Here is a 22,792-nt window from a genome sequence, read left to right on the forward strand (position 1 = left end):
GATTTGTCGAAGGGCTTCATTAATAATTATTTTTTGTTATTCTCCTGATTTTGTTTGGCGACGCCGCCGAAATGGCGAAAAGCTAAGAAATAGTCAAAAGCTGCAAATGCCATGAACAGAATTGTGTAGATTCCCCATCCAGTAGTTTGATCTGCTGATTGGATCGCTAAATATAGAAATAACGTTCCTAGAAAAAAGAACATATACCCTTGAAAGCGAGAATGTTTCTTCATATGAACAACCCTCCTATTGCTTGGATCGTTTGTTCAAGTTCTTCTAATTGTTCCATTAAATCTTGCAATTGTTCCCCGTATACGACTTGTATGAGCATCACAAAGGAGTTAATTCCAACGTGAGCCATTATCGGAACAATAATTCGTTTGGTTTTCACATAGAGGTAAGCAAACACAATTCCCATTGCTAGATAGACAAGGAGGTGTTCAAAGTCCCAATGGACAACGGCAAAGATTAACCCACTCGATATAGCGGCAATCCAGAAACCGAAGCGTTTGAATAAACTTCCGAAGATAACCATTCGAAACACGAGTTCCTCTATGATCGGTACAAATACGGCAACTACAGGAATCATGAAGGGAACGGCTGTAGCCATATCGACAATCATATCCGTATTTTCAGATCCCGGTTCAATACCCAACAGGTTCATCTCAATAATACCTGCTATATACTGGGCAGCAAAGGCCAGGAAAATACCACTTATCGACCATCGAATTGTTTTTCCTATATCTGCTTGATTATGAATAAAATCAGGATCAGGTTTAATCCGAAGGGCTATTAACGAGATCACAATAAATCCAAGTGTAAAACCAATAAACACGGACATACCGATAAGTTCTGCTTCGCTTCCGGAAAAATCATTTTCAAATAGAATTAACATAACGACGGAAGGCGAGAGTTGTGTCAGAATGAATGCTATTAAAATAAACCAATATTTTTTTGGTAACATTCCTATAAAATTAAGCCATATTTTTTTTATCAACGTGAATTCCCCTTCGTTCGGTTAATTTTTATTTTGTAATGGAATCAATCTTCATATTGTATCATAACCATCTAAAAATATTGAACTAACAAGCCTTATAAGAAACGTATATTCTTGCTATTAGAAACCGATGCTAATAAAGTTGTTTTTTTATGAATCAAATCATAGTTTTAAGTAAGCGGGAAATGGGGATAAATATAGGTGGAAGAGGAAACGTCGAATCTTTCATAGTTTTAAGTAAGCGGGAAATGGGGATAAATATAGGTGGAAGAGGAAACGTCGAATCTTGCGATAAAAATTTCAGGTTAAATACTTGCAAATTTTCTCAATGTTGATTATTATAAGAGTTGTGTTAGCACTCGAAGATGACGAGTGCTAATAAATGAAAATTCAAATATGCATGAGGAATTGTGCAAAAATATTAAAGGAGGCTGTTTTCTTTGTTAAAACCATTAGGTGATCGTATTGTAATTGAATTAGTTGAACAAGAAGAAAAGACGAAGAGTGGAATTGTACTTCCAGACTCAGCACAAGAAAAGCCGCAAGAAGGTAAGATTATTGCAGTAGGTTCTGGACGTGTTACAGATAGTGGTGAACGCGTAGCTTTGGAAGTGAAAGAAGGCGACTCAATCATTTTCTCTAAGTATTCAGGTACTGAGGTAAAGTATGAAGGAAACGAATATTTAGTACTTCGCGAAAGTGATGTTCTTGCGATTCTTGGCTAATTAGTAGAAATGGAATGACTTTTAAAGATTGACAGGTAGTTCAGTGAGTCTTTTTGAAAAAATAAAAGTACTACATATAAATACAGGAGGTTGATGTTAACATGGCAAAAGATATTAAATTTAGTGAAGATGCACGTCGCTCAATGATGCGTGGTGTTGATCGCTTAGCTAATACAGTGAAAGTAACACTTGGACCAAAAGGACGTAACGTCGTTCTTGAAAAGAAATTCGGTTCACCTTTAATTACAAATGATGGTGTTACCATTGCAAAGGAAATTGAATTAGAAGATAACTTTGAGAACATGGGTGCACAACTTGTAGCTGAAGTTGCTAGCAAAACAAATGATATTGCAGGTGACGGTACAACAACTGCAACGGTTCTTGCACAAGCAATGATTGCTGAAGGATTAAAGAACGTAACATCAGGTGCTAACCCAATGATCATCAAGAAGGGGATTGAAAAAGCAACGAAAGCAGCTGTTGCTGAGTTAAAGAAAATTTCAAACCCTATTGAGAGCAAAGAATCAATCTCACAAGTTGCAGCTATTTCTGCTGCTGACGATGAAGTTGGTCTATTGATTGCTGAAGCGATGGAGCGCGTTGGAAACGACGGTGTTATCACTGTAGAAGAATCAAAGGGTTTTGAAACGGATCTAGAAGTTGTTGAAGGTATGCAATTCGACCGTGGATATGCTTCTCCATATATGGTTACTGATTCTGATAAAATGGAAGCTGTTCTTGAAGATCCATACATCTTAATCACAGACAAGAAAATCGGAAACATCCAAGAGGTTCTCCCAGTTCTTGAGCAAGTGGTTCAACAGAGCCGCCCAATCTTGATTGTTGCGGAAGACGTTGAAGGGGAAGCACTTGCAACACTCGTTGTTAACAAGCTTCGCGGAACATTCAACGCTGTTGCAGTAAAAGCACCTGGATTCGGGGATCGTCGTAAAGCAATGCTTGAAGATTTAGCAACACTTACAGGCGGAGAAGTGATTACAGAAGACTTAGGTCTTGACCTTAAATCTACAGAAATCACACAGCTTGGACGTGCGTCTAAAGTTGTTGTAACAAAAGACAACACGACAATTGTTGATGGAAGCGGAGATTCAGCTGAAATTGCTAGTCGCGTAAGTCAAATTAAAGCACAATTAGAAGAAACTACTTCTGATTTCGATAAGGAAAAGCTACAAGAGCGCCTTGCTAAATTAGCTGGTGGTGTCGCAGTAGTGAAGGTTGGAGCGGCAACTGAAACAGAAATGAAAGAGCGTAAACTACGTATTGAAGACGCATTGAACTCTACACGTGCAGCAGTGGAAGAAGGTATTGTTGCTGGTGGTGGTACTGCGTTAATCAATGTATTAAATGCAGTTCGAGCTATTGAAGTTGATGGCGACGAAGCAACTGGTGTAAACATCGTTCTTCGTGCACTCGAAGAGCCAGTTCGTCAAATTGCACAAAATGCTGGTCTTGAAGGATCAATCATTGTTGAGCGTCTCAAAGGTGAAAAAGTCGGCATTGGTTTCAATGCAGCTACTGGAGAGTACGTAGATATGGTTGAAGCTGGCATCGTTGACCCAACGAAGGTTACTCGTTCAGCACTTCAAAATGCAGCATCTGTATCAGCTATGTTCTTGACTACAGAAGCAGTAATCGCTGATCACCCAGAAGAAGATGGCGGCGGTGCAGGCGGCGGAATGCCTGACATGGGCGGCATGGGTGGAATGGGCGGTATGGGCGGCATGATGTAATACCGCTCTTTACCCCTGATACACTAGCAAATATAAAGAGGCTTCTCAGTGCTTTTATAAAGCATGAGAAGCCTCTTTTTTGTATTTTTGAGCCTGTTCCCAACTGTAATTGGGTAAGTATCTTGATTAAAATGAAAAAATATACAATCAATAGTCTATTGCTTTTTTTTCATTTTAATGAAGCTAATGGAAGTTTCACTTTGTAACAAGTAATTCATTTATAGGCATTACAGATCTAATTCCTTTATAGGCATTACAAATCATCCATATAAACGATATAATAAATTATTAGGTATAAATTACTGGGTACGGGGGCTAACGATGGATAAAGCGAGAGATTTATTTGTAAGATCAACCATTATGATGGAAGGAATAACATATTTAGTGTTAATTCCTTTGGCGGTATATGTTGTCTTTTATCATGGAGATTTACTTGGGGACCGATTGCAATATTCGGCTATAGGTTTAGTTGTTGCATTAATAGTCACATTTAGTCATGGTCTCTATATTCGGTATTTTGAATTGTATAAGCCGGTGAAATCTTTTTATTCAGATGATAGTTTAGATGATCCACAATTATCAGAAATTAAATTAAAACTACTTAAATATCCATTAAAGGAAGCGTATGGTGCTTCTTTTAGATGGGCTTATGGTGTAGGTATTGTTATCTTAATTACAAATATATACGTACCTCTTGGAATCACTACTTATATAGCCGCAATTGCAGCACTATTCCAGTCTGTATTAGTAAATTTTATTAATAATTATTTTATAGCTGAAAGGCTCTTATCTGATACTTTAGAAGAACCAATGCTTGTTGAAACGATCATTGAGCCTAATCAATATAAAGAATTTAGTTTAATCAATAAAACGGTTATAACGGTTGTAGGTATTTTCTTGGCTGTTTATTCAGTTATTAGTTATTTAATATTTGCGGTAATTAATGAAACGATTCCAACTAACCAAGTGCAATTACACTTTATTATTATTACAGTTGGACTAGTTGCCCTTTTATTGTTAACCATTAAGATGTTCAACTATTCGAATAAGAAAAGTCTTATAAAAATTAAAGAATCGATTACGAATATTTCAGAGGGAGAATTGACTACAAACCTTAGTATGACCTCCATTGATGAATTAGGTAGAGTGTGTACCGATTTAAATAAATTAAAACGATCACTAAGAAAGATTGCTGGAGTCATTTTTTATGAAACAAAAAATATCCATGATCACTCTGAATCATTAAGCTTTCAGAATCAAAATGAATTTAGTGAAAGTCTGATCCAACAATTAAAGGATGATAACTTTAATAACCTTTTTGAAGTAACGGACGCACTTCACCAAATGACTAAAGTATTAAACGAAATGATGAATGTTAACACAAGACAAAATTATATTCGAGGTGGAAGAGTTCAATTAAGTAGTGCCATTCAAAATGCACAAAATTTATCACATTCGACTGATGAAATGATAAAAAATCTAGCTAGTCACGTTGATGCTATTGTTGGAGTCTTATACGTGTTAGAAGAGGATAATATATTAAGACAGGTAGGAAGTTACGGACATCATTATTCAGATAGGAATATTATGGCCGGAGAAGGTTTAATTGGTCAAGTGGCATTAGACCGACAGATGAAAATAATAGAAGAAATTCCGGAAAACAATATAATTGTAGATACAGGCATCGTTCAGTTAAAGCCAAATCAAATGACGATTATTCCGTGTGTATATAATGATGAGACAAAAGCAGTAGTTGTTCTTGGAACGATGGGAACTTTTGAAGAAAACCATATTGAGTTTTTGGAAAGCGCAAGCGAATCCGTTGCGCTTGCTATTACTTCACATCAAGCGAATGAAATGAAGGAAGCATTACTAGATCAAAGTCAAAAACTAACCGAGGAATTAAGAGAGCAACAGGAAGAGTTAATGGAAACTAACACAGAAATGGAACAAATGAACGAGGAACTAGAGCAACAAACGGAAGAATTAAAAAAATCAGAAGCCAGGCTGGAATCCCAACAGCAAGAACTTAGGAATGTAAATGAGGAACTTAAGGAACGATCTTTGGATGTGGAAAAACAGCGAGACGAGTTAAATCAGAAAAATGAAAAGCTTCGTAAAACTCGGAAGCAGTTAGAAGAAAAAGCTGAAAACCTAGAAAAGGCAAACCAATATAAATCGGAGTTTTTAGCAAATATGTCACATGAACTTAGAACGCCTTTAAATAGCATTATTATTCTTTCTAAGGTTATGTATGATAATGAGAAAAGCGTCTTAACAGAAAAAGAAGTGGAGTACTCTGAAACAATTTATGCAGCTGCACATGATTTATTAGAGCTAATTAATGAGATATTGGATCTATCAAAAGTAGAAGCAGGGATGATGGAAGTAAATTTAGAGTATATTCATCTTCGTCATTTTACAGATGATATAAAGATGGCGTTTAAGGAATTAGCAATAACGAAAGGATTAGATTTTTCTGTAGAAATAGATACAGAATTACCTGAACAGATTCAGACTGATCCACAAAAACTTAAGCAAATTATTAAAAATCTATTATCTAATGCTTTTAAGTTTACCAATGAAGGTTCTGTAATTATTAAAATTTATAGGGCCACTAGTAGTGGTTGTATAGCATTTTCTGTTTCGGATTCTGGGATCGGTATTCCAAAAGATAAACAGCAATTAATATTCAAGGAATTTAGTCAAGCGGATGGAAACACGAATCGAAAATATGGTGGAACTGGCCTTGGTTTATCCATATCCGAGAAATTTGCTAAGTTCTTAGGTGGAGAAATTCAGTTGGCAAGTAAAGAAAAAGAAGGTAGTACATTCACCTTGCTGATTCCTGATAAAAATGAATTAGAAGAGAAAGAAGTTCCAAAGCCTATTATAGTAGAAGAAAAGAAAGCTTCCTCTCAAGAGGTTGAAAAGGATAAACTGCTCTTAATTATTGATGATGATCCGAATTCTGTGAAAGTAATAAAGGATTTTGCTGGGGATAGAGGATTTAAATGTTTGAGCTCTCTTGAGGGAGAGCAAGGCTTAGAGATGGCGAAAAACTTTAAACCAGACGCAATTATTCTTGATATTAAACTACCTGGAATTGACGGTTTTGAAGTGATGAAGCGCCTTAACGATGATGAAAAGACAAGTAATATCCCTGTTCATTTTGTTTCTTCTTTAGATGAGATGCAAAAAGCGAGGGATATGGGTGCACTTGGTTTTACAACGAAACCGATCACTGGACAAAAGTTTGAGAAGCTTTTCGCAGGTATAAATGGAAGCTTAAAAGGGAATGTTGTTGCAGGTGAAGAGACTCAATTGCTCGTTATTCATGATGATGGAAAAGGTATAGACTTCATTAATCAAATCAAAAAAGTTGATTTCCCTTATATAAAGGCAGTTAACTTTGTAGAAGCAAACAACATACTAGATCACCAAAGTGTAAGTAGTATAGTGATAAACTTTTCGTTAAAGGATAAGGAAACGCTGGATTTCTTGCGTAAGGTAAGAGGCAACCCAGATACTGCTTCTATTCCAATTATTTTGTACAGCGATGAAATGATCACTGAAGATGATGAAGTGATCGTAAATAAATATGTGAACAGCATTATTATAGAAAGTGACCGTTCAGAAAAAAGATTAATAAATGAACTCGCACTGTTTTTACATCACATTGAAGACCAATCATTCAAAGAAAATCAAGCACAAGAAAAGTATTCATCAAAAGGGAAATTACTATCAAATAAAAAGGTGCTAATTGTGGATGATGATATGCGCAACATTTTCGCTTTATCCAGTGTGTTAGAGGATCAGGATATGAAAGTTGTCGTTGCGAAGAATGGAAAAGAAGGAATGAAAAGGTTAAATGAAAACGACGATATTGATCTTATATTAATGGATATCATGATGCCTGAAATGGATGGATATGAAACGATGCGAGAAGTTAGAAAAATAGCAAAATATAAGAATCTCCCGATTATTGCCCTTACAGCGAAAGCGATGAAAGGAGATAAACAAAAGTGTTTGGAAGCGGGAGCTAATGATTATATGTCTAAGCCAGTAGATATTGAACAGCTTCTATCCTTGACTAAAGTGTGGTTACAAAGATGAAAAAAAATGAATGGGATAATGAGGAAAATGCGAATATTGAGATTCAATTATTGTTAGAGGCTATTTTTCAAAAGTATGGGTATGATTTTAGAAATTATTCAACTAATCACCTGACTAGAAGAATTACCTATATTCTAAATAAGACAAATAGTCAAAATATATCAGAGCTTCAACATAAGGTTTTGTATGATGTTAAAACATTTTACGAATTGTTGAAGACCCTATCTATTAATGTCACAGAAATGTTTCGAGACCCTTCTTTTTACAAGTCGATTAGAGAAGAGGTTGTACCCGTCTTAAAAACGTATCCCTTTATAAAGGTATGGTCAGCAGGCTGCTCAACTGGTGAGGAGGTCTATTCATTAGCCATTTTATTAAAAGAGGAAGGGCTTTTGGATCGCTCGCTAATCTATGGTACGGATTTAAACGAGGATGTGTTGATGAAAGCAAGAGAAGGAATTTATTCAGCAAAAGTTCTTGAGAATTATGCAAACAATTATGAAGATGCGGGTGGTAAAGGGGAGTTAAAGGATTATTTTACCTTAAAATATAATTCTATTCTTGTAAAGGAAGAGTTAAAGAAACATATTGTATTTGCCGGACACAATCTAGTGACAGATCATGTTTTTGGAGAAATGAATCTGATTATTTGTCGGAATGTTTTCATCTATTTTGATCAAGAACTACAGGATCGAACGGTAAAACTATTCCTAGAAAGCCTTTGTACTGGAGGATTTTTAGGAATAGGTGCAAAAGAGGATATCCGATTTTCAAAACACTATCATTTATTTGATGTAGTAAATGATAGATATAAAATCTATCAGAAAAAATTTATATAACTGTCTGGAGGAATTTGTTTTTATGACAGAAGCGAATAATTGTAAGGTGTTAATGGTAGATGACCGAGCAGAGAATCTTTTAGCCTTAGAAGCCATTTTGGAAGGCTTGGACGTAAAGTTATTAAAAGCAAATTCAGGCAATGATGCATTAAGTTTAATGATCGAAGAAGAAATCGCTCTAGTACTTTTGGACGTACAAATGCCAGAGATGGATGGATTTGAAGTAGCAGAAATAATGAAATCCAGTGATCGTACAAAGTATATACCTATTATTTTTGTGACGGCGATTAGTAAAGAAGATAAATATGTAAGTAAGGCTTATGATTCAGGTGCAGTCGATTATTTACTAAAGCCAATTGTACCAGAGTTTTTAATTAGTAAAGTAAAAGTATTTATGGAATTACACAGACAAAAACAGAAAATCAAGCAACAGGCAATGGAACTAGAAGAGGCGAATGCCAAGCTAAGAACTTTATCTTATATAGATGGATTAACACAGATTCCGAATAGGCGGAATTATGATGACAATCTTGAAAAAGAGTGGGGAAATGCAATTCGAGAGGCTTCACAAGTATCCTTGATTTTAATTGATATAGATTTTTTTAAAGAATATAATGATATTTATGGTCACGCTAAGGGTGATGAGTGCTTGAAAAAAGTCGGAACAAAATTAGCTAATACTGTTCAAAGACCAAGAGATCTTGTAGCTAGATACGGTGGAGAAGAATTCGTGGTCATTTTACCAAACACGTCTCAACAGGATGCGGAAATGATTGCAAATCAGATGAAGGATAATATTCAAGGTTTACAAATTGTACATGGGAAATCCTCTGCTAGTAATTATGTCACGATTAGTGGTGGAATCGCGACAATGAAGCCTACGGATATTTTGCAAAAGGAGGAAATTTCAGAGAGAGCAGATCAGGCATTATATAAAGCAAAGGAACTGGGTCGAAACCAAATTGTTACATTTTGACCAAGGGTGACCCGGTTGTTGTGGTCGAAAAAGAATCGTCCTCTTGGTTTTCTGCCTATCCTTTAAAGTGTGTCCAATATCAATAATTGCAAGGTGTTATCCATTCATGAATGCCTTAGTAATCGGGTACAAATAAAACTCATTTGTTTGACGAATACGATTTCTGACTTGAAGAGATATGGTTTGTGTTAATAATTTATTGGTGGTGATAGTGGTTATTAATAATTATGGGTCTATCGTTAACGAAATGGTTAGAGGTTCGGCATCTTGCCACGAATTGTATATTTTTTCCGCAAATAAGGAAGAAATAAAAGTAATTTAGCAACCATAAATATGAGTGCGGAAAAGAGTATGAAATTTGAAATGAATGACTATTTGCCTCTAATTTTTGTTGAAATTGAATATCTTAATACGAAAAAGGGGACTTAGAGAAGTTCCCTTTTTCGTATATATAAATATACTTATTTAATTGATGAAGCGATTGTGTTTAGATTATCGATGATAGAAGGTTTGCTTCCGCCACAATAGAAAGCTGTAACTAATTCATAGCATGTATCTATATTTATTAAATAACAATTGTGATTTCCAGTATCGTAAACAAAATGATTTAACTCTTCGCCTTTCGAGGCATCAATAACTTTATATTGTTCAATTTCAAACAATTCACGAATGCCACTTTGAGCTAAGTCAACAAACTCTTCTCTCGTTACTTCTCTTATCGCTACTAATTTTTCTATTCCTTTATTCATTTTAAAACCTCCAGTATTTTGTATTTTACTTAAATTCTTTAAAAAAGTCGTGTGAAAACCGTTTAGGATTAAAACCGATCCTTTTTAAATATTATAAGTAGTAGTTGCAGAATGAAAGGTTAATTGACCTTTTCTTTTATCATACTTTTTCTTGCTTATAAATTCATCTAAATAGCTTAGGCCCATGAATTATTGAAGTTTTATTAGTACGCAAGACGTTGATAGTTCAAATACAATGTAGGCGCCGGTTTACAAAGAAAATATAATATGATAAATTTAATATGTTAAATATATTAAATAAATATTTAACAAAGTTAACGTAATTGAACCTAAGGCATTAAATTGGTTTAGTAAATCTCTTAAAAAACTATCAAACTACTAGCTAGTTTCAATAACTGAAGGTGAGTTATTGATGAATGCTTTTAATATAGTTTTAATCACCGAATCATTTTTTTTAACATTCAAGGAGGTAATTAAACATGGAAGAAACATACGATATAGTTATTATAGGTGGCGGTAGTGCGGGTTCTGTTCTCGGCGACCGTTTAAGTGCAGATGGGACACGCAATGTTCTTGTGTTAGAGGCAGGGCGAAAAGATTTTGCATGGGATCTGTTAATTCAAATGCCAGCAGCTTTGCCGTTCCCCGCAGGGAAATCTTTATACGACTGGAAATACGTATCTGATCCAGAACCTTATATGGATGGACGACGTATCAAGCATGCCCGAGGAAAAGTACTTGGAGGTTCGAGCTCAATCAACGGTATGATTTTCCAACGTGGTAATCCGATGGACTATGAACGTTGGGGCGCGGATCCTGGTATGGAAACGTGGGGATTTGCTAACTGTCTCCCGTATTTCAAACGTTTGGAAAATGCTTTAGCTTCGGAGCCAGATGATGAGCTTCGTGGTCACGATGGTCCTCTTAAATTGGAACGTGGGCCAGCTACTAACCCTTTATTCCAAGCCTTCTTTAACGCTGGTGTCGAGGCTGGTTACTCGCGAACGCCTGATGTAAACGGTTTTCGTCAGGAGGGATTTGGTCCGTTTGATAAGCATGTGTACAAAGGCAGACGTTTGTCAGCTTCACGAGCATATCTACATCCGGCTATGAAACGTAAGAATCTCACTGTGAAAACTCGTGCTTTTGTTGCGAGTATCGATTTCGAAGGTACCCGAGCTAAAGGTGTGACATATCAACGAAATGGTAAGATTCATCAAGTTAATGCAGGTGAAGTCATACTATCGGGCGGTGCAATCAATACACCGCAGCTACTTCAATTGTCAGGTGTCGGTGATGCGGAGCACTTGCGCTCACTTGGTATCAAACCGGTAGTTGATCTTCCTGGTGTAGGTGAAAACCTTCAGGATCATCTTGAAGCCTATATCCAATACTCTTGTCCAGAGCCTGTTTCACAGCAGCCTAGTTTAAATAAAGCGCGTATGCCTTGGATCGGTTTGCAGTGGTTGCTCGGACGAAAAGGTCCAGCAGCAACCAATCATTTCGAGGGCGGAGGTTTTGTTCGTTCTAACGAAGACGTCGACTATCCAAATTTGATGTTTCACTTTCTTCCGGTAGCGGTACGGTACGATGGGAAAAAAGCAGACACTGCTCACGGATTCCAGGTACATGTCGGACCTATGTACTCTGATTCTCGAGGGTCATTAAAGATTCGTTCGAAAGATCCTAAAGAATATCCGAGCATGGTCTACAACTATCTTTCAACGGATCAGGACCGACGTGAATGGATTGAAGCGATACGAATTTCAAGGGAAATTATGTCTCAGAAAGCTATCGCACCTTACAATTCAGGCGAAATTTCACCTGGTACTTCCGTTCAAACAGATGAGGAGATTTTGGATTGGGTGGCGAAAGACGCGGAGACTGCACTTCATCCGTCGTGTACGGCAAAAATGGGACCAGCTTCAGATCCTATGGCTGTAGTAGACCCGCTAACCATGAAGGTCCATGGACTAGACAATGTACGAGTGGTCGATGCGTCAGCCATGCCTTATGTCACTAACGGTAATATTCATGCACCGGTGTTGATGTTGGCGGAAAAGGCTGCGGACTTAATCCTTGGACTTAAACCACTAGAGCCTATTAATGCTGACTACTATCGTCATGGAGTACATCCAACCGACGCAGGGACAATAAAAGGTTAAGTTAAATAATTCTTTCGTAAGAAGGACTCTTTCAAAGTGTTTTTGCCAGTTCAAGGCATACATTTTAAGAAAGAGTGCCTTCTTTTTTGTGCTGGACTCTGTGACTAACCTGATTATTAAAGAGGATTGAGTACGTAATATGGGATATTATGGTATAATTAAGTTATTTAGATTCACGATATATACATTGTTTATTGGAAAGTTTAATATCTAATTTTTTTCACTATTGAATAGTTGTGTTTGCAATGGTTTAAAATTAAAAGGCGTTATTAGGCTGAGAGGTTTTGTATTTTATTGGAGGGGATAAAGTTGAATTGGAATAAGGGGAATTTTATGGTAAGTGATGATATTTCATTGATAGATTTAGATACAGTTTTTTACTTGTTGTCGAATACATATTGGGCTGCAGATAGAAAGAAAGAAATAATCGAAAAGAGCATGAAAAATTCTATTTCTTTTGGTCTTTATGATAATCAAAAACAAATCGGTTTTGCAAGGGTTGTTACTGATAAAGCTGTGTTTTCATGGCTTTTAGATGTTGTAATTAATGAAAATTATAGGAGAAACGGATTAGGTTACTGGTTGATGGAATGTATTTTACAGCATCCAGAAATAAAGTATACTCGTTTTGCTCTTGCTACTGAAGATGCCCATGATTTTTATAAAAAATTTAAGTTTAAAGAAAGAGAGTCTATGGCAAGAGGGTTAGTAATTGATTAAAGAATGAACTTTTTAACGGGCAGTTTAGCGAAATAAGAAACAGTTGATTTTTTACAATTTTTCATTTATTAATTATACTTAATCTAATCTTTCAAATGGGGTGAATGGAATGTATTATCGGTTTGTTCGAAGTATCTAGGGTCATTTATATAAACTGCGGGAACCAAGGCGCTGTTATTGAAGTGCCTTGGCTTTTTACTTTTGAAAGGTGGAAAAAAGTGAAAAAATTAGATTATGAAAATTTTTATGATACGGTCGGAAAAGCAAATGGATGGGATTTTAGTAATCTGAAGATTGTATCTGAAGGCGCAAAGTGGGACTTTAACGATGAAATAATGAAAAGGTCTAAAACTTCTGATATCCTACTTGATATTGGTACAGGCGGAGGGGAAAATCTATTAAACCTTGCACCTTCATTGTTGCTCTTAGTTGGAATTGATAGATCTATTGGAATGATGAAAACAGCTCAATCTAATTTGAAAAAATCTGGAATATTAAATGTGCGATTTTCTCATATGTCTTCTGAAAACTTGGCATTTCCAACCAACTTTTATGATTTAGTCTCATGTCGTCATGCACCATTTAGTCCAATGGAAGTCGATAGAGTGATCAAAAAAGGCGGATATTTTATAACCCAACAAGTTGGTGAGGGTGACAAATTAAATATAAAAAAAGCATTTGATCGAGGCAATGTAATAGAAGAAGATGGGGCATTATATGAAAGATATGTTCAAGAATTAAAAGAAGTAGGTTTTTCCGACGTTCAATCCTTCGAATATAATTCTACAGATTATTTTCAACGGCCGGAAGACCTTATATTTTTACTTAAACACACACCCACTATTGCAAACTTTGGTCAGGAAAAGACGGACTTTGAAATACTCGATGATTTTATTGAAAATAATCGAACGGAAAAAGGAATTCGAACAAACTCTAAAAGGTTTCTCATAGTAGCTAAAAAGTAAAATATGGTCAAATCTATTTCAGTTAAAAAGCTGTCTTATGGCAGCTTTTTATTAGTTTAAGAGATGGTAACGGTTAAAAAAATTAGCGGAAAAATATGAAGGGTTCAGAAAATGTTTCAATTTTAATGGTGTGAACCGAAGACAAGTCAAACGAGTTTTCATATAGAAAACTAATGGTAAACGAAGACCTTTAGGTTTTCATTAAGATATTAATTAAATAGATAACCTACCCTAGTACATTTCGTTGATAAAGGGTAGGTTCTTTTTTGCACTGTTCACTTATAATAGGGGGTGTGAATTATTACGGTCGCTTAAATGTCTTCAAGAAAATGGATAATACCTAGGGTGAACTCTTGAGTTACATCCATATCAATATCTTCAGACGTTTGCATAACTGTAAAGGTTAAATTACGAAAACTAATTGTAATAACATCATTTAACTTTGCTAAATTCTCATTAATATCGTAACCAGAGTTAACATTGTAATACAAAATATTATCTCCTATATAATTTGGAGAATATGCAGCAGTTATAATTATTAATCGACTTTGATCACTATTTTCATAGAAGAAAGTTTCTTGAGTCGATTTCAAAGGAGACTCTAGTTTCCCATTCTCAGTTATCCACTGCCGTTCACCAAAACTTAATCTTTCGTCAATTCTAATAGCATCTATTCCCATTGAACTATCTTTAAATGTATAACCATCAATTTTAACTGAGTCAGATAAATTCTTCGTTAATACTTGGAATGCAGGATAATTTAGTATTTGATCATCATTTTTATGTTCCTGAATTTCACTATCGTTATTAGTTCTTTCCTCAATAGGAATAGATTCTTTACTTATATCATCATTAATATTTTCCTTTTCTGTGCAACCAAATAAAACTATTACAATTATAATAAACATAACTTTTTTTACCTGTTTCAAGCCTATTAAACCTCCTTTAAATTCATATTCAACGAAATCTATTGTCATTACTGTGGAACAATAGTTTCAACGGGAATGTATTTTATTTTGAGATGAAAAACTAAGACTCTATTAAGAGTCTTAGCACGTCTATTCTCAAAGAGATTATTTAATTGGTTCTTTTGCCGTAATTTCAATACTTGCATCGTTCTTACTAATGGCTGTACCGCCTTTAGTTTCATAATACATTCCAACCAAGGAGGTACCGGATGGAGAGTACTTTTTATATGCAATTCTACCGCCAGTATTTGCACCAACTGCATAAGCCGTAACATATGCAGTAGTTCTCGCAGGAATCTTTTGTTTTACTCCGTAAGTCCTTCCAGAGGTCCAACTCTTATCTCTACCTGCACTGATAGACAATTTACTTTCAACTGCTCCTAAAAATGAGTTTCCTATAGTCGCACTTCCACTAATTTCCCCAGCCACGCTCCATTTGGTAGTTGTGGTATTCTGTTGTGTGTAGTGAGCCTGAGTAGAGGTCGATAAAGTATTTCGTATCCTAATAGTTCCTGCAGATTTATAAGTCCAGTTTCTTTTAACACTATCCGCTATATAACGATCAAATTTATAAACAAAACCATCCTTTGGAGGGGCCATAATACTTACCTCTCCAATCATAGAAGATAATGGTCGCTCACTTAGTGGAATTACTTCCTTAATAGTTCCATCTAAATCTTCTTCCCAAGCTTTTACCTCTGGTAATTGAAATTGACTTTCAGCTTCTTGTTTCTTGACAAGTTCTTGTACATATTCAGGAATATAATTATCTGAAATTTGTTTATCGTTATCAGTATTGTCTACATTTGCAAACGTTTGTGTGGGAATGGTCAAGATGAGTAAAAGAGTAACTACTAATAGTAATCTTAAGTATTTCATAACTTCTCCTCCTTAATAAGAGTTATTAAAGCAAATAAATAGATAATAAGATTAATAGCGCTTAATAATTACAATAATAATTATAAATGTAAAAAAATTCAATGTATTATATTGACTATTTGTGAATTATTTGTGACTATAAATTTAAACTTATAGTATCTTATAGTTTTTTTATACTTTTACAATCTTTAACTTCGCTAGAGGATTAAACTAAGGCTTGTCGTCAAGAAGGACTTGGCGACAAGCCAAGTTTTTCTAATCAATAACATCGCATAAAAAATAAGATACCTTGTAAATTTGGTAATTTATTGGATAATAATAAAAAATCATTGGAACCATCGGTATTTTAAGAGAGGTAACCTCCCTAAACAAGACGTTATACCAAATAACTAAAGAAACAGAAGCAAAGAGGTGATAAATTCAAATCCTTACCTAGCTGTAAAAGGACAGCAAGCAAAGCGCGGTAGGGTTTGATTAGAATCTCCCTATTCGCTCTGTCCATTTTCTTGACATAGTATCAATAAACATTACTACTTGAAAAAGGATTTATATTAAGGGAGATAGTTTAATAAGTTAATATTTCCTTTCACTATTTACGAAAAAAATTTTATTAAAGAGATTTTATTTATAGGAGTTAGCTGTTCAACAATCGGGCCTGATTGTTGAACATTAGTGTGATTTTTATCGGAAAATCATTACAAATAAAAGCTGTAATTGGAAAATTTATGTTAACATGAAGTTAAAAAATATAAGAGTATGTGAAATATTTCCTTTAAACTAATGGGGTTTAGTTGAAGAAGAGTTTTCATATATAAGTGAGATTATACGAAGGAGGGAAATAATGAAATACATAACAATCATATTAAGTCTTTGGTTATTTCTTGCATAAATAGGATGTGCATCAGAGGAAAGAAGCGAGGAAATGAATGATTTAAGCGATTTGAACTCTGAAATTAATAAAAAATGCAAACTGATGTATTTGTTCCTGAAATCGACGATTTAGAAATTAGTACATCTTTTGTTTCATATCGAGGTGGTGAACCTGATATGGTCAATGTCCACTATGTTTCAGAAAAAGGGGATTTGGCGGAAAATTTCCAAACAGAGGAGCAAGTAGCGAACTATGAAGAAAGATGGACGCTGAACTGCTTTATGGTCAGTATGAAGGTGCAGAAAAGTTCATGTTAAATTACAGTAAAGGTGAGGCTGGAAATTACGGAGAAGAAATCAATATTCATGGAGAAAAACTTCGAATTGATGAAAATGAATTTGGCCATTATTTAGTTTTCGAAGTTGATGAAGGTCACTATTTATTCAGTTATCAAGGAGATACATTTTCGAGAGAAGATGCAATTGAAAAAACAGAGGATTTTATAGAGAGTCTAACTTAACAGCGTGAATAATTGTACTTAAATTAACGATGCATTATTAAATACTAGAGAGGTAGGTAGGTTAGATAATGAAAAATAGGATCCCAGTTTTGGATATTGCTAGAGGTGCTGCAATAATCGGAACCCTCGGAACAAACATTTGGATTTTTGCCACCCTTGGGAGCATTGATTTTTTGATTGATGATGATAATTATTGGTACGGGAATTGGGAAACAGTAGTCGAGGCCATATTTCTCTTCTTCATGAATGGAAAATTTCTCGGACTTCTCACTATTTTATTTGGGATGGGGTTGGAAATTAAGCGGAGGTCATATATTAGGCATAATCAAAAAAAATTATGGCCTTGGCTATATGTATGGGGAATGATGCTGTTACTCGTTGATGGATTTCTTCATTATTTGTTTGTTTTTGAATTTGATGTTCTAATGAGCTATGCCATAACCGGTATGATTGTGGCATTTATACTAAAGTTTAAAAATAAAATTATTAAGAGAATAGCTATTGTTTTAGGAATAATACATGTGATAGGCGTTATGTTATTGGGTATTCTCATAGAAGTGATCTTCCGGATAGATAGTGCTCGTGAAGAATTTTTACGAGAAATTCAGCAAATGTCATCTATATACTTATCTAATTCATATTGGGACCAAGTTGTGTATCGGTTCACTGATTTTTGGGGACTCAGAGGAGAGGCTATCGGGATCATCCCAATGAATATTTTACTTTTTCTGCTAGGCGTATATTTAATAAGAACGAGTATTTTTGAAAACAGTGAAGATGGGAGGAGGAGAAGGAAGAAGTTACTAATTATTGGACTTGGAATAGGGATTCCTTTAAATGCTCTTGTCTTTTTACCTACTTATTCTATGGCGGTCATTGTAAGGTATCTATTTGCTCCATTAATGGCACTAGGATATTTTATGCTGTTCCATTTGCTTTTAGAGAAGAAAGTATTCTCCTTTTTGTTTCGAAGGTTAACAGAAGTTGGGAGAACCGCTCTTAGCTGTTATATGTTACAAAACATGATTGCTTCAATCCTCTTTTACGGGTGGGGATTCGCATTAGGTGGACAGTTAAACGCTATTGGAATCATTGTAGTTTGGTTACTTATTTCATGTACATTAATACTCTTTGCACACGTTTGGTTAAAAAAGTTTTCTACGGGTCCTTTTGAGATCATTTGGCGTAAATTAATTAACCTACCTATGTTTCTTATAAATAACAAAAAGAATGCAGCGTAGAGGACAACTACCGTCACGGCTAATATTCCTGCTCATGCTACGAGTGATATTAAAATATTTGGATGGAAAAGCAACAGCAAGCCGCCAAGGATGACGACACAAAGGATCGCTAAAGTCTAATAAGTTCGTTGCTGTGTTGTCCTTACGGTTTCCATAAAAACAGCCCCTCCTTAGTAGCTAAACCATTCTACTCAGGATCGTAGGATTTGCCGTGCTTAAATGCGATCGTTTTAATAGTTTTGCATCATCTGGATAGATACGGACCACTTTATATTTAAGGTCTTGTTTAGGTTTTGCTACCTTTTTAATGAATCCATTTTCTTATCTTAACATTGTAAATCCTTAATTTCTAGAAGTTACTCCATGGTATAAACGCGTTGGTATATGTAGAAAAATCCTGTAGCATCGCTGATAAAAACATGACAGAATCGGAACTTTATTTACCTGTAATGAAAAGGGAAACATGTAAATTGATTATATAATTGCAAAAGAAGCTAGTCCCTCATTTTTGAGAGACTAGCTTCTATATTTCCATTATCTATTTAGTCATGCCTTTATTTAACCCATTCACCAATCAATTCTTCATTCTCATCAATCCATTTCTCAGCTCCATCAAGAGGGTCTTCGGCACTTTCAACATAGTCGATAAGTTCGCCAATTTCTTCGTCATCCATCTTCCAATTGTTAAACCACTCGCTGATTTGTGGATAATCATCTGCAAAATCAAGTCTTGTAGCATGGTGGATTTTTTCTACACCGCCGAATGTATTTTGCGGATCATCTAGGAATTTCAAGTCATAGTTAGAAAATACCGAGTGTGGGCTCCAAAGTGGGGACACGATCGGTTCTTCATTTTCTATTGCTTGTCCAATCGCAGTTAACATCGCAGGTTCAGAGCTTGGCTGTAGTTCGAAGTCAAGATTATAATCTTCAATTAATTGTTCCGTCACTTCCATCGTACCTGCGCCAGAATCAAAACCGACAATATTTCCATCAAACAGTTCTGCATGTTCATTTAGGTCTTCTACACTATTAACATCTTCTAAATAGGTTGGAACAACAAGCCCTACTTTTGCATTATCAAACCAAGTAGATTCTGAAAAGTTAATAGTATCTTCATATGTTTCCAAATAATTTGCATCTTGAACTGGTAACCATATTTCTAAACTAACATCTAGCTCGCTAGTTTCTAAAGCCTCCATCGTAACACCCATGTCTAATAAGCTTAAAGTCACGTCGTAACCTTTATCTTCTAAAATTACTTTCCACATATTTGTTACGGCAATATTTTCGGCCCAGTTGATCTGAGCAATTGTTAATTCTTCACTCGCCTCTGTTTCTGCACTAGCTTGTTCATTGTTTGTTTCCTCACCATTGCTTCCGCATGCTGTCAGTAGAGCAACAATTAGTAACGCTAAGATAAAACTAAATTCTTTTTTCCATCTGTTCATCTAGAAAAACTCCTCTTTGTTGTGTATATATTTATTAAATTAAAATATTTCGAAGATTAAATACGTTAAGAAATATTTTAACATTAATACAAAACTAAACCTATCTTCTATTTAGAAGATAGAAGTGAAACATTCAAATGCTGGAGGTAGTCTATAGCAATCTTTCTATATAGACTACCTGATCATTTCTTTACAAATTAATCTTGCTTGTCTTTAGGTAGAAACTCAAATATTTCACCACTTCTTATACTTGTAACTAAGTCTGTCAACCAGTGATAGTATGTCTTAGAATCTTCTAATTGATCATAGTGTTTTTTTGCTTCTGTAACAGTTTCTGGAGTACTAGCAGGATCTTTAATGGCATCTATTAAATCCTCTTGCGCTTCCTCAATTGCTTCCATATTCGTTTTTACTTCTCGTTCCCACATATGACAATAAAACACCATAAAGGAACGAAAGAAATTTTTCTCAGCTACATAGGTATGCTTGCGAGAGCCACGAGTAAATGTTTTTTTAACCATTTCTATTTCTTGGAGCTTACGGACACTAGTGCTCATACTCGGTTTACTCATTTCGAGCTCCCTACGCATTTCATCAAGAGTCATCTGATCTTTAAAGTACATCGTTGCATATAAATTTGCAGCAGATGGTGTCACACCATATAAATCCATTGTCTCTGCAATGGCGCCAATGACTTTATCTTTCGCTTCTTCTATTTTCGGTCTTTCAGTAGAATCACTCACATAGTCCCTCCTTCTAAATAAAGTTAAGGAAATTAAATTATTTCTGAATCTTCTTCACAAGGTTTATGATACCGTCCTCAGATTAAATGTCAAATGGAAAAACCTGATTTAAGCCAATTGAATCTGTCTACTAACGCAGTATTACAAGCATTCTAGTTCATTTTAAATCTTTCTAAACTTTTATGTTGTGAAAGTATCTTTGACACCCTCAAATATACGTGTTAGCATTTTAAAGTATTAAATATATTTTTAACAAACTTAACTTAGTCGGAAATTGGAGTTGATGGATTTGAGTCTAAAACAACAACAATACATTAATGGTAAATGGGTAGACGCGAACTCAGGTAATACGCGTGATATTATTAATCCATTTAACCAGGAAATTATTGCTACTGTTCCAGAAGGTAATGAATCAGATGCAAAACAAGCAATCGCTGCAGCAAGAGCAGCATTTGATAATGGAGAATGGTCTTCCACTCCAGCAACCGAGCGAGGAACTATCGTAAGAAAAATTGCAGAATTAATAGAAAGAGATAGAGAAGAACTTGCTATATTAGAATCATTAGATACTGGTAAAACGGTAGAAGAAAGCCGTGGAGACATGGATGATATCGCAGGAGTATTTCGATATTATGCAGAGCTTGCGGATAAAAATGGCGGAGAACTGATTGATTCTCCAGTGGCAAACTCTATTAGTAAAGTAGTTCATGAACCAGTTGGAGTTTGTGGTCAAATTACACCGTGGAATTATCCGTTACTTCAAGCATCTTGGAAACTAGCTCCGGCACTTGCGACTGGAAATACTTTAATAATGAAGCCAAGTGAAATTACACCACTTACTACTATTAAAGTATTTGAACTTATGGAAGAAGTAGGAGTACCTGCTGGTGTTGCTAACCTAGTACTTGGTGCTGGTCATACAGTTGGAGCGGAGCTAGCTAGCAGCATTGATGTCGACCTTATTTCCTTTACAGGTGGCATTGTTACTGGGAAGAAAATCATGCAAGCGGCAAGCATTAATGTAAAGAAGCTTGCACTTGAACTAGGAGGAAAAAACCCAAACATCATCTTTGCTGATGCTGATTTTGATATTGCTGTAGATCAAGCATTAAATGCAGTGTTCTTCCACGCAGGACAGATCTGTTCCGCTGGTACAAGACTAATTGTAGAAGAAAGCATTCATGATGAGTTCGTTAACGCTCTTGTTGAGCGAGTGAAAAAATTTAAGCTTGGAAGCGGATTTGACGAAGACACACAAATGGGCCCACTTATTTCTGCAGAGCACCGAGCGAAAGTAGAAAAGTATGTAGAAGCAGGTATTAAAGAAGGTGCTACATTAGCAGTTGGTGGTACCCGTCCAGAAAATCCAGAACTACAAAGTGGATTTTTCTACTTACCCACTATTTTCGCGGACTGTACAACAGACATGAGCATTGTTCAAGATGAAGCATTCGGTCCAGTTATCACGGTTGAGAAATTCTGTACAGAAGAGGAAGCGGTAAAGCTTTCTAATGACTCTATCTACGGACTTGCTGGTGGCGTTTGGACAAACGATATTATAAAAGCTGAACGTTGTGCAACAAAGATGCGCATGGGCACTGTTTGGATTAATGAATTCAACCTTTACTTCCCACATGCACCATGGGGCGGATTTAAGCAGTCTGGTATTGGACGCGAACTAGGAAAACTAGGAATTGAAGAATATACAGAAACAAAACATATCTTCCAAAACCTTAAACCTGAAGCGATCAACTGGTTCTAAGCTATCAATCTAAGGAGAAACTATGGTGTTGAAGTAACACATATTTCTGGTATGTACTAGAGATGAAACAGTGCAGTTAGAGAGCTATTAGTCGAAATAAGTACACTAGAGGTGTTTCCAATTAAGTTACCCAACTTATATTGGAAACATCTTTTTTTTATGGTCCTTATCATATTGTTCTTATTTTCTTATTCTATTTTAATACAAAGTAAAGCAGTCAAATCATTAAGATTTTGAGGGTATGTATTCTGTTTATTTGTAGGAATTTTATAGAAAATTATTTAAATTGACTGAATTAAATAAATATTGTAATTTTTCCAAAAGAAATTACATTGTTTAATACAGTGATGAGTT

The 22,792-nt window shown here is 35.4% G+C and carries 19 protein-coding genes; 12 read left to right on the forward strand and 7 right to left on the reverse strand.

Annotated elements, in window-relative coordinates:
* Nucleotides 1-26: 26 nt before the first annotated feature.
* Nucleotides 27-233 (reverse strand): YdiK family protein, encoded by a 207-nt coding sequence (locus ACM26V_RS20420; protein ID WP_416148610.1) that lies wholly within the window; start codon nt 231-233, stop codon nt 27-29.
* Nucleotides 230-997 (reverse strand): lysostaphin resistance A-like protein, encoded by a 768-nt coding sequence (locus tag ACM26V_RS20425; protein WP_416148611.1) that lies wholly within the window; start codon nt 995-997, stop codon nt 230-232. Before ACM26V_RS20425 ends, ACM26V_RS20420 begins: the two co-directional genes overlap by 4 nt.
* Nucleotides 998-1,437: 440 nt before the next feature.
* Here ACM26V_RS20425 and groES point away from each other — a divergent pair, with 440 nt between their 5' ends.
* From groES to ACM26V_RS20450, 5 genes are all read left to right on the forward strand, one after another.
* On the forward strand, nt 1,438-1,722 hold the full coding sequence (groES, locus tag ACM26V_RS20430) for a co-chaperone GroES (RefSeq protein WP_416148612.1): 285 nt from the start codon (nt 1,438-1,440) through the stop codon (nt 1,720-1,722).
* A 101-nt stretch (nt 1,723-1,823) separates the two neighbouring features.
* Complete coding sequence (gene groL, locus ACM26V_RS20435) at nt 1,824-3,473, forward strand: chaperonin GroEL (RefSeq protein WP_416148613.1); 1,650 nt, start codon at nt 1,824-1,826, stop codon at nt 3,471-3,473.
* 321 nt (nt 3,474-3,794) lie between these two features.
* Nucleotides 3,795-7,589: a response regulator gene (locus tag ACM26V_RS20440; RefSeq protein WP_416148614.1), complete on the forward strand. Its 3,795-nt coding sequence runs from the start codon at nt 3,795-3,797 to the stop codon at nt 7,587-7,589.
* Nucleotides 7,586-8,428, forward strand: a complete 843-nt coding sequence (locus tag ACM26V_RS20445; protein WP_416148615.1) for a CheR family methyltransferase — start codon at nt 7,586-7,588, stop codon at nt 8,426-8,428. The genes ACM26V_RS20440 and ACM26V_RS20445 overlap by 4 nt, the downstream gene beginning before the upstream one ends.
* 22 nt (nt 8,429-8,450) lie before the next feature.
* A complete protein-coding gene (locus tag ACM26V_RS20450) occupies nt 8,451-9,404 on the forward strand; it encodes a diguanylate cyclase domain-containing protein (RefSeq protein ID WP_416148616.1) in 954 nt (317 codons plus the stop codon).
* 461 nt (nt 9,405-9,865) lie between these two features.
* On the opposite strand, the gene ACM26V_RS20455 is transcribed toward ACM26V_RS20450, so the two are convergent.
* Complete coding sequence (locus tag ACM26V_RS20455; protein WP_416148617.1) at nt 9,866-10,153, reverse strand: hypothetical protein; 288 nt, start codon at nt 10,151-10,153, stop codon at nt 9,866-9,868.
* Between the two features lie 479 nt (nt 10,154-10,632).
* Between ACM26V_RS20455 and betA the strand changes: the two genes are divergently transcribed.
* From betA to ACM26V_RS20470, 3 genes are all read left to right on the forward strand, one after another.
* A complete protein-coding gene (betA, locus tag ACM26V_RS20460) occupies nt 10,633-12,318 on the forward strand; it encodes a choline dehydrogenase (protein WP_416148618.1) in 1,686 nt (561 codons plus the stop codon).
* Between the two features lie 309 nt (nt 12,319-12,627).
* Nucleotides 12,628-13,038 carry a GNAT family N-acetyltransferase gene (locus ACM26V_RS20465; RefSeq protein ID WP_416148619.1) on the forward strand — a complete coding sequence of 137 codons (411 nt, stop codon included), beginning with the start codon at nt 12,628-12,630 and terminating at the stop codon, nt 13,036-13,038.
* Nucleotides 13,039-13,256: 218 nt separating this feature from the next.
* A complete protein-coding gene (locus ACM26V_RS20470; RefSeq protein WP_416148620.1) occupies nt 13,257-14,003 on the forward strand; it encodes a class I SAM-dependent methyltransferase in 747 nt (248 codons plus the stop codon).
* 311 nt (nt 14,004-14,314) lie between these two features.
* Here ACM26V_RS20470 and ACM26V_RS20475 read toward each other — a convergent pair whose 3' ends face one another.
* Both ACM26V_RS20475 and ACM26V_RS20480 read right to left on the reverse strand, forming a co-directional pair.
* Nucleotides 14,315-14,932: a hypothetical protein gene (locus ACM26V_RS20475; RefSeq protein WP_416148621.1), complete on the reverse strand. Its 618-nt coding sequence runs from the start codon at nt 14,930-14,932 to the stop codon at nt 14,315-14,317.
* A gap of 144 nt (nt 14,933-15,076) precedes the next feature.
* On the reverse strand, nt 15,077-15,850 hold the full coding sequence (locus ACM26V_RS20480) for a hypothetical protein (RefSeq protein ID WP_416148622.1): 774 nt from the start codon (nt 15,848-15,850) through the stop codon (nt 15,077-15,079).
* 963 nt (nt 15,851-16,813) lie between these two features.
* On the opposite strand from ACM26V_RS20480, the gene ACM26V_RS20485 reads away from it, so the two are divergent.
* From ACM26V_RS20485 to ACM26V_RS20495, 3 genes are all read left to right on the forward strand, one after another.
* The gene (locus ACM26V_RS20485; protein ID WP_416148623.1) at nt 16,814-17,038 is read left to right on the forward strand and encodes a hypothetical protein; all 225 of its coding nucleotides are present in this window, start codon (nt 16,814-16,816) and stop codon (nt 17,036-17,038) included.
* Entirely contained in the window at nt 16,984-17,241 is a 258-nt protein-coding gene (locus ACM26V_RS20490) for a hypothetical protein (protein WP_416148624.1), read from the forward strand. The genes ACM26V_RS20485 and ACM26V_RS20490 overlap by 55 nt, the downstream gene beginning before the upstream one ends.
* Before the next feature lie 68 nt (nt 17,242-17,309).
* Nucleotides 17,310-18,482, forward strand: a complete 1,173-nt coding sequence (locus ACM26V_RS20495) for a DUF418 domain-containing protein (RefSeq protein ID WP_416148625.1) — start codon at nt 17,310-17,312, stop codon at nt 18,480-18,482.
* A 554-nt stretch (nt 18,483-19,036) separates the two neighbouring features.
* Here ACM26V_RS20495 and ACM26V_RS20500 read toward each other — a convergent pair.
* Together ACM26V_RS20500 and cudC are read right to left on the reverse strand one after the other, a co-directional pair.
* Nucleotides 19,037-19,933 carry a glycine betaine ABC transporter substrate-binding protein gene (locus ACM26V_RS20500; protein WP_416148626.1) on the reverse strand — a complete coding sequence of 299 codons (897 nt, stop codon included), beginning with the start codon at nt 19,931-19,933 and terminating at the stop codon, nt 19,037-19,039.
* Nucleotides 19,934-20,130: 197 nt separating this feature from the next.
* Nucleotides 20,131-20,676, reverse strand: a complete 546-nt coding sequence (gene cudC / locus ACM26V_RS20505) for a choline uptake/conversion transcriptional regulator CudC (RefSeq protein ID WP_416148627.1) — start codon at nt 20,674-20,676, stop codon at nt 20,131-20,133.
* A gap of 283 nt (nt 20,677-20,959) precedes the next feature.
* Between cudC and betB the strand changes: the two genes are divergently transcribed.
* Entirely contained in the window at nt 20,960-22,438 is a 1,479-nt protein-coding gene (gene betB / locus ACM26V_RS20510; protein WP_416148628.1) for a betaine-aldehyde dehydrogenase, read from the forward strand.
* Nucleotides 22,439-22,792: the final 354 nt, after the last annotated feature.

This window comes from Salipaludibacillus sp. HK11, from assembly GCF_047795645.1.
Taxonomy (GTDB): Bacteria; Bacillota; Bacilli; order Bacillales; family Salisediminibacteriaceae; genus Salipaludibacillus.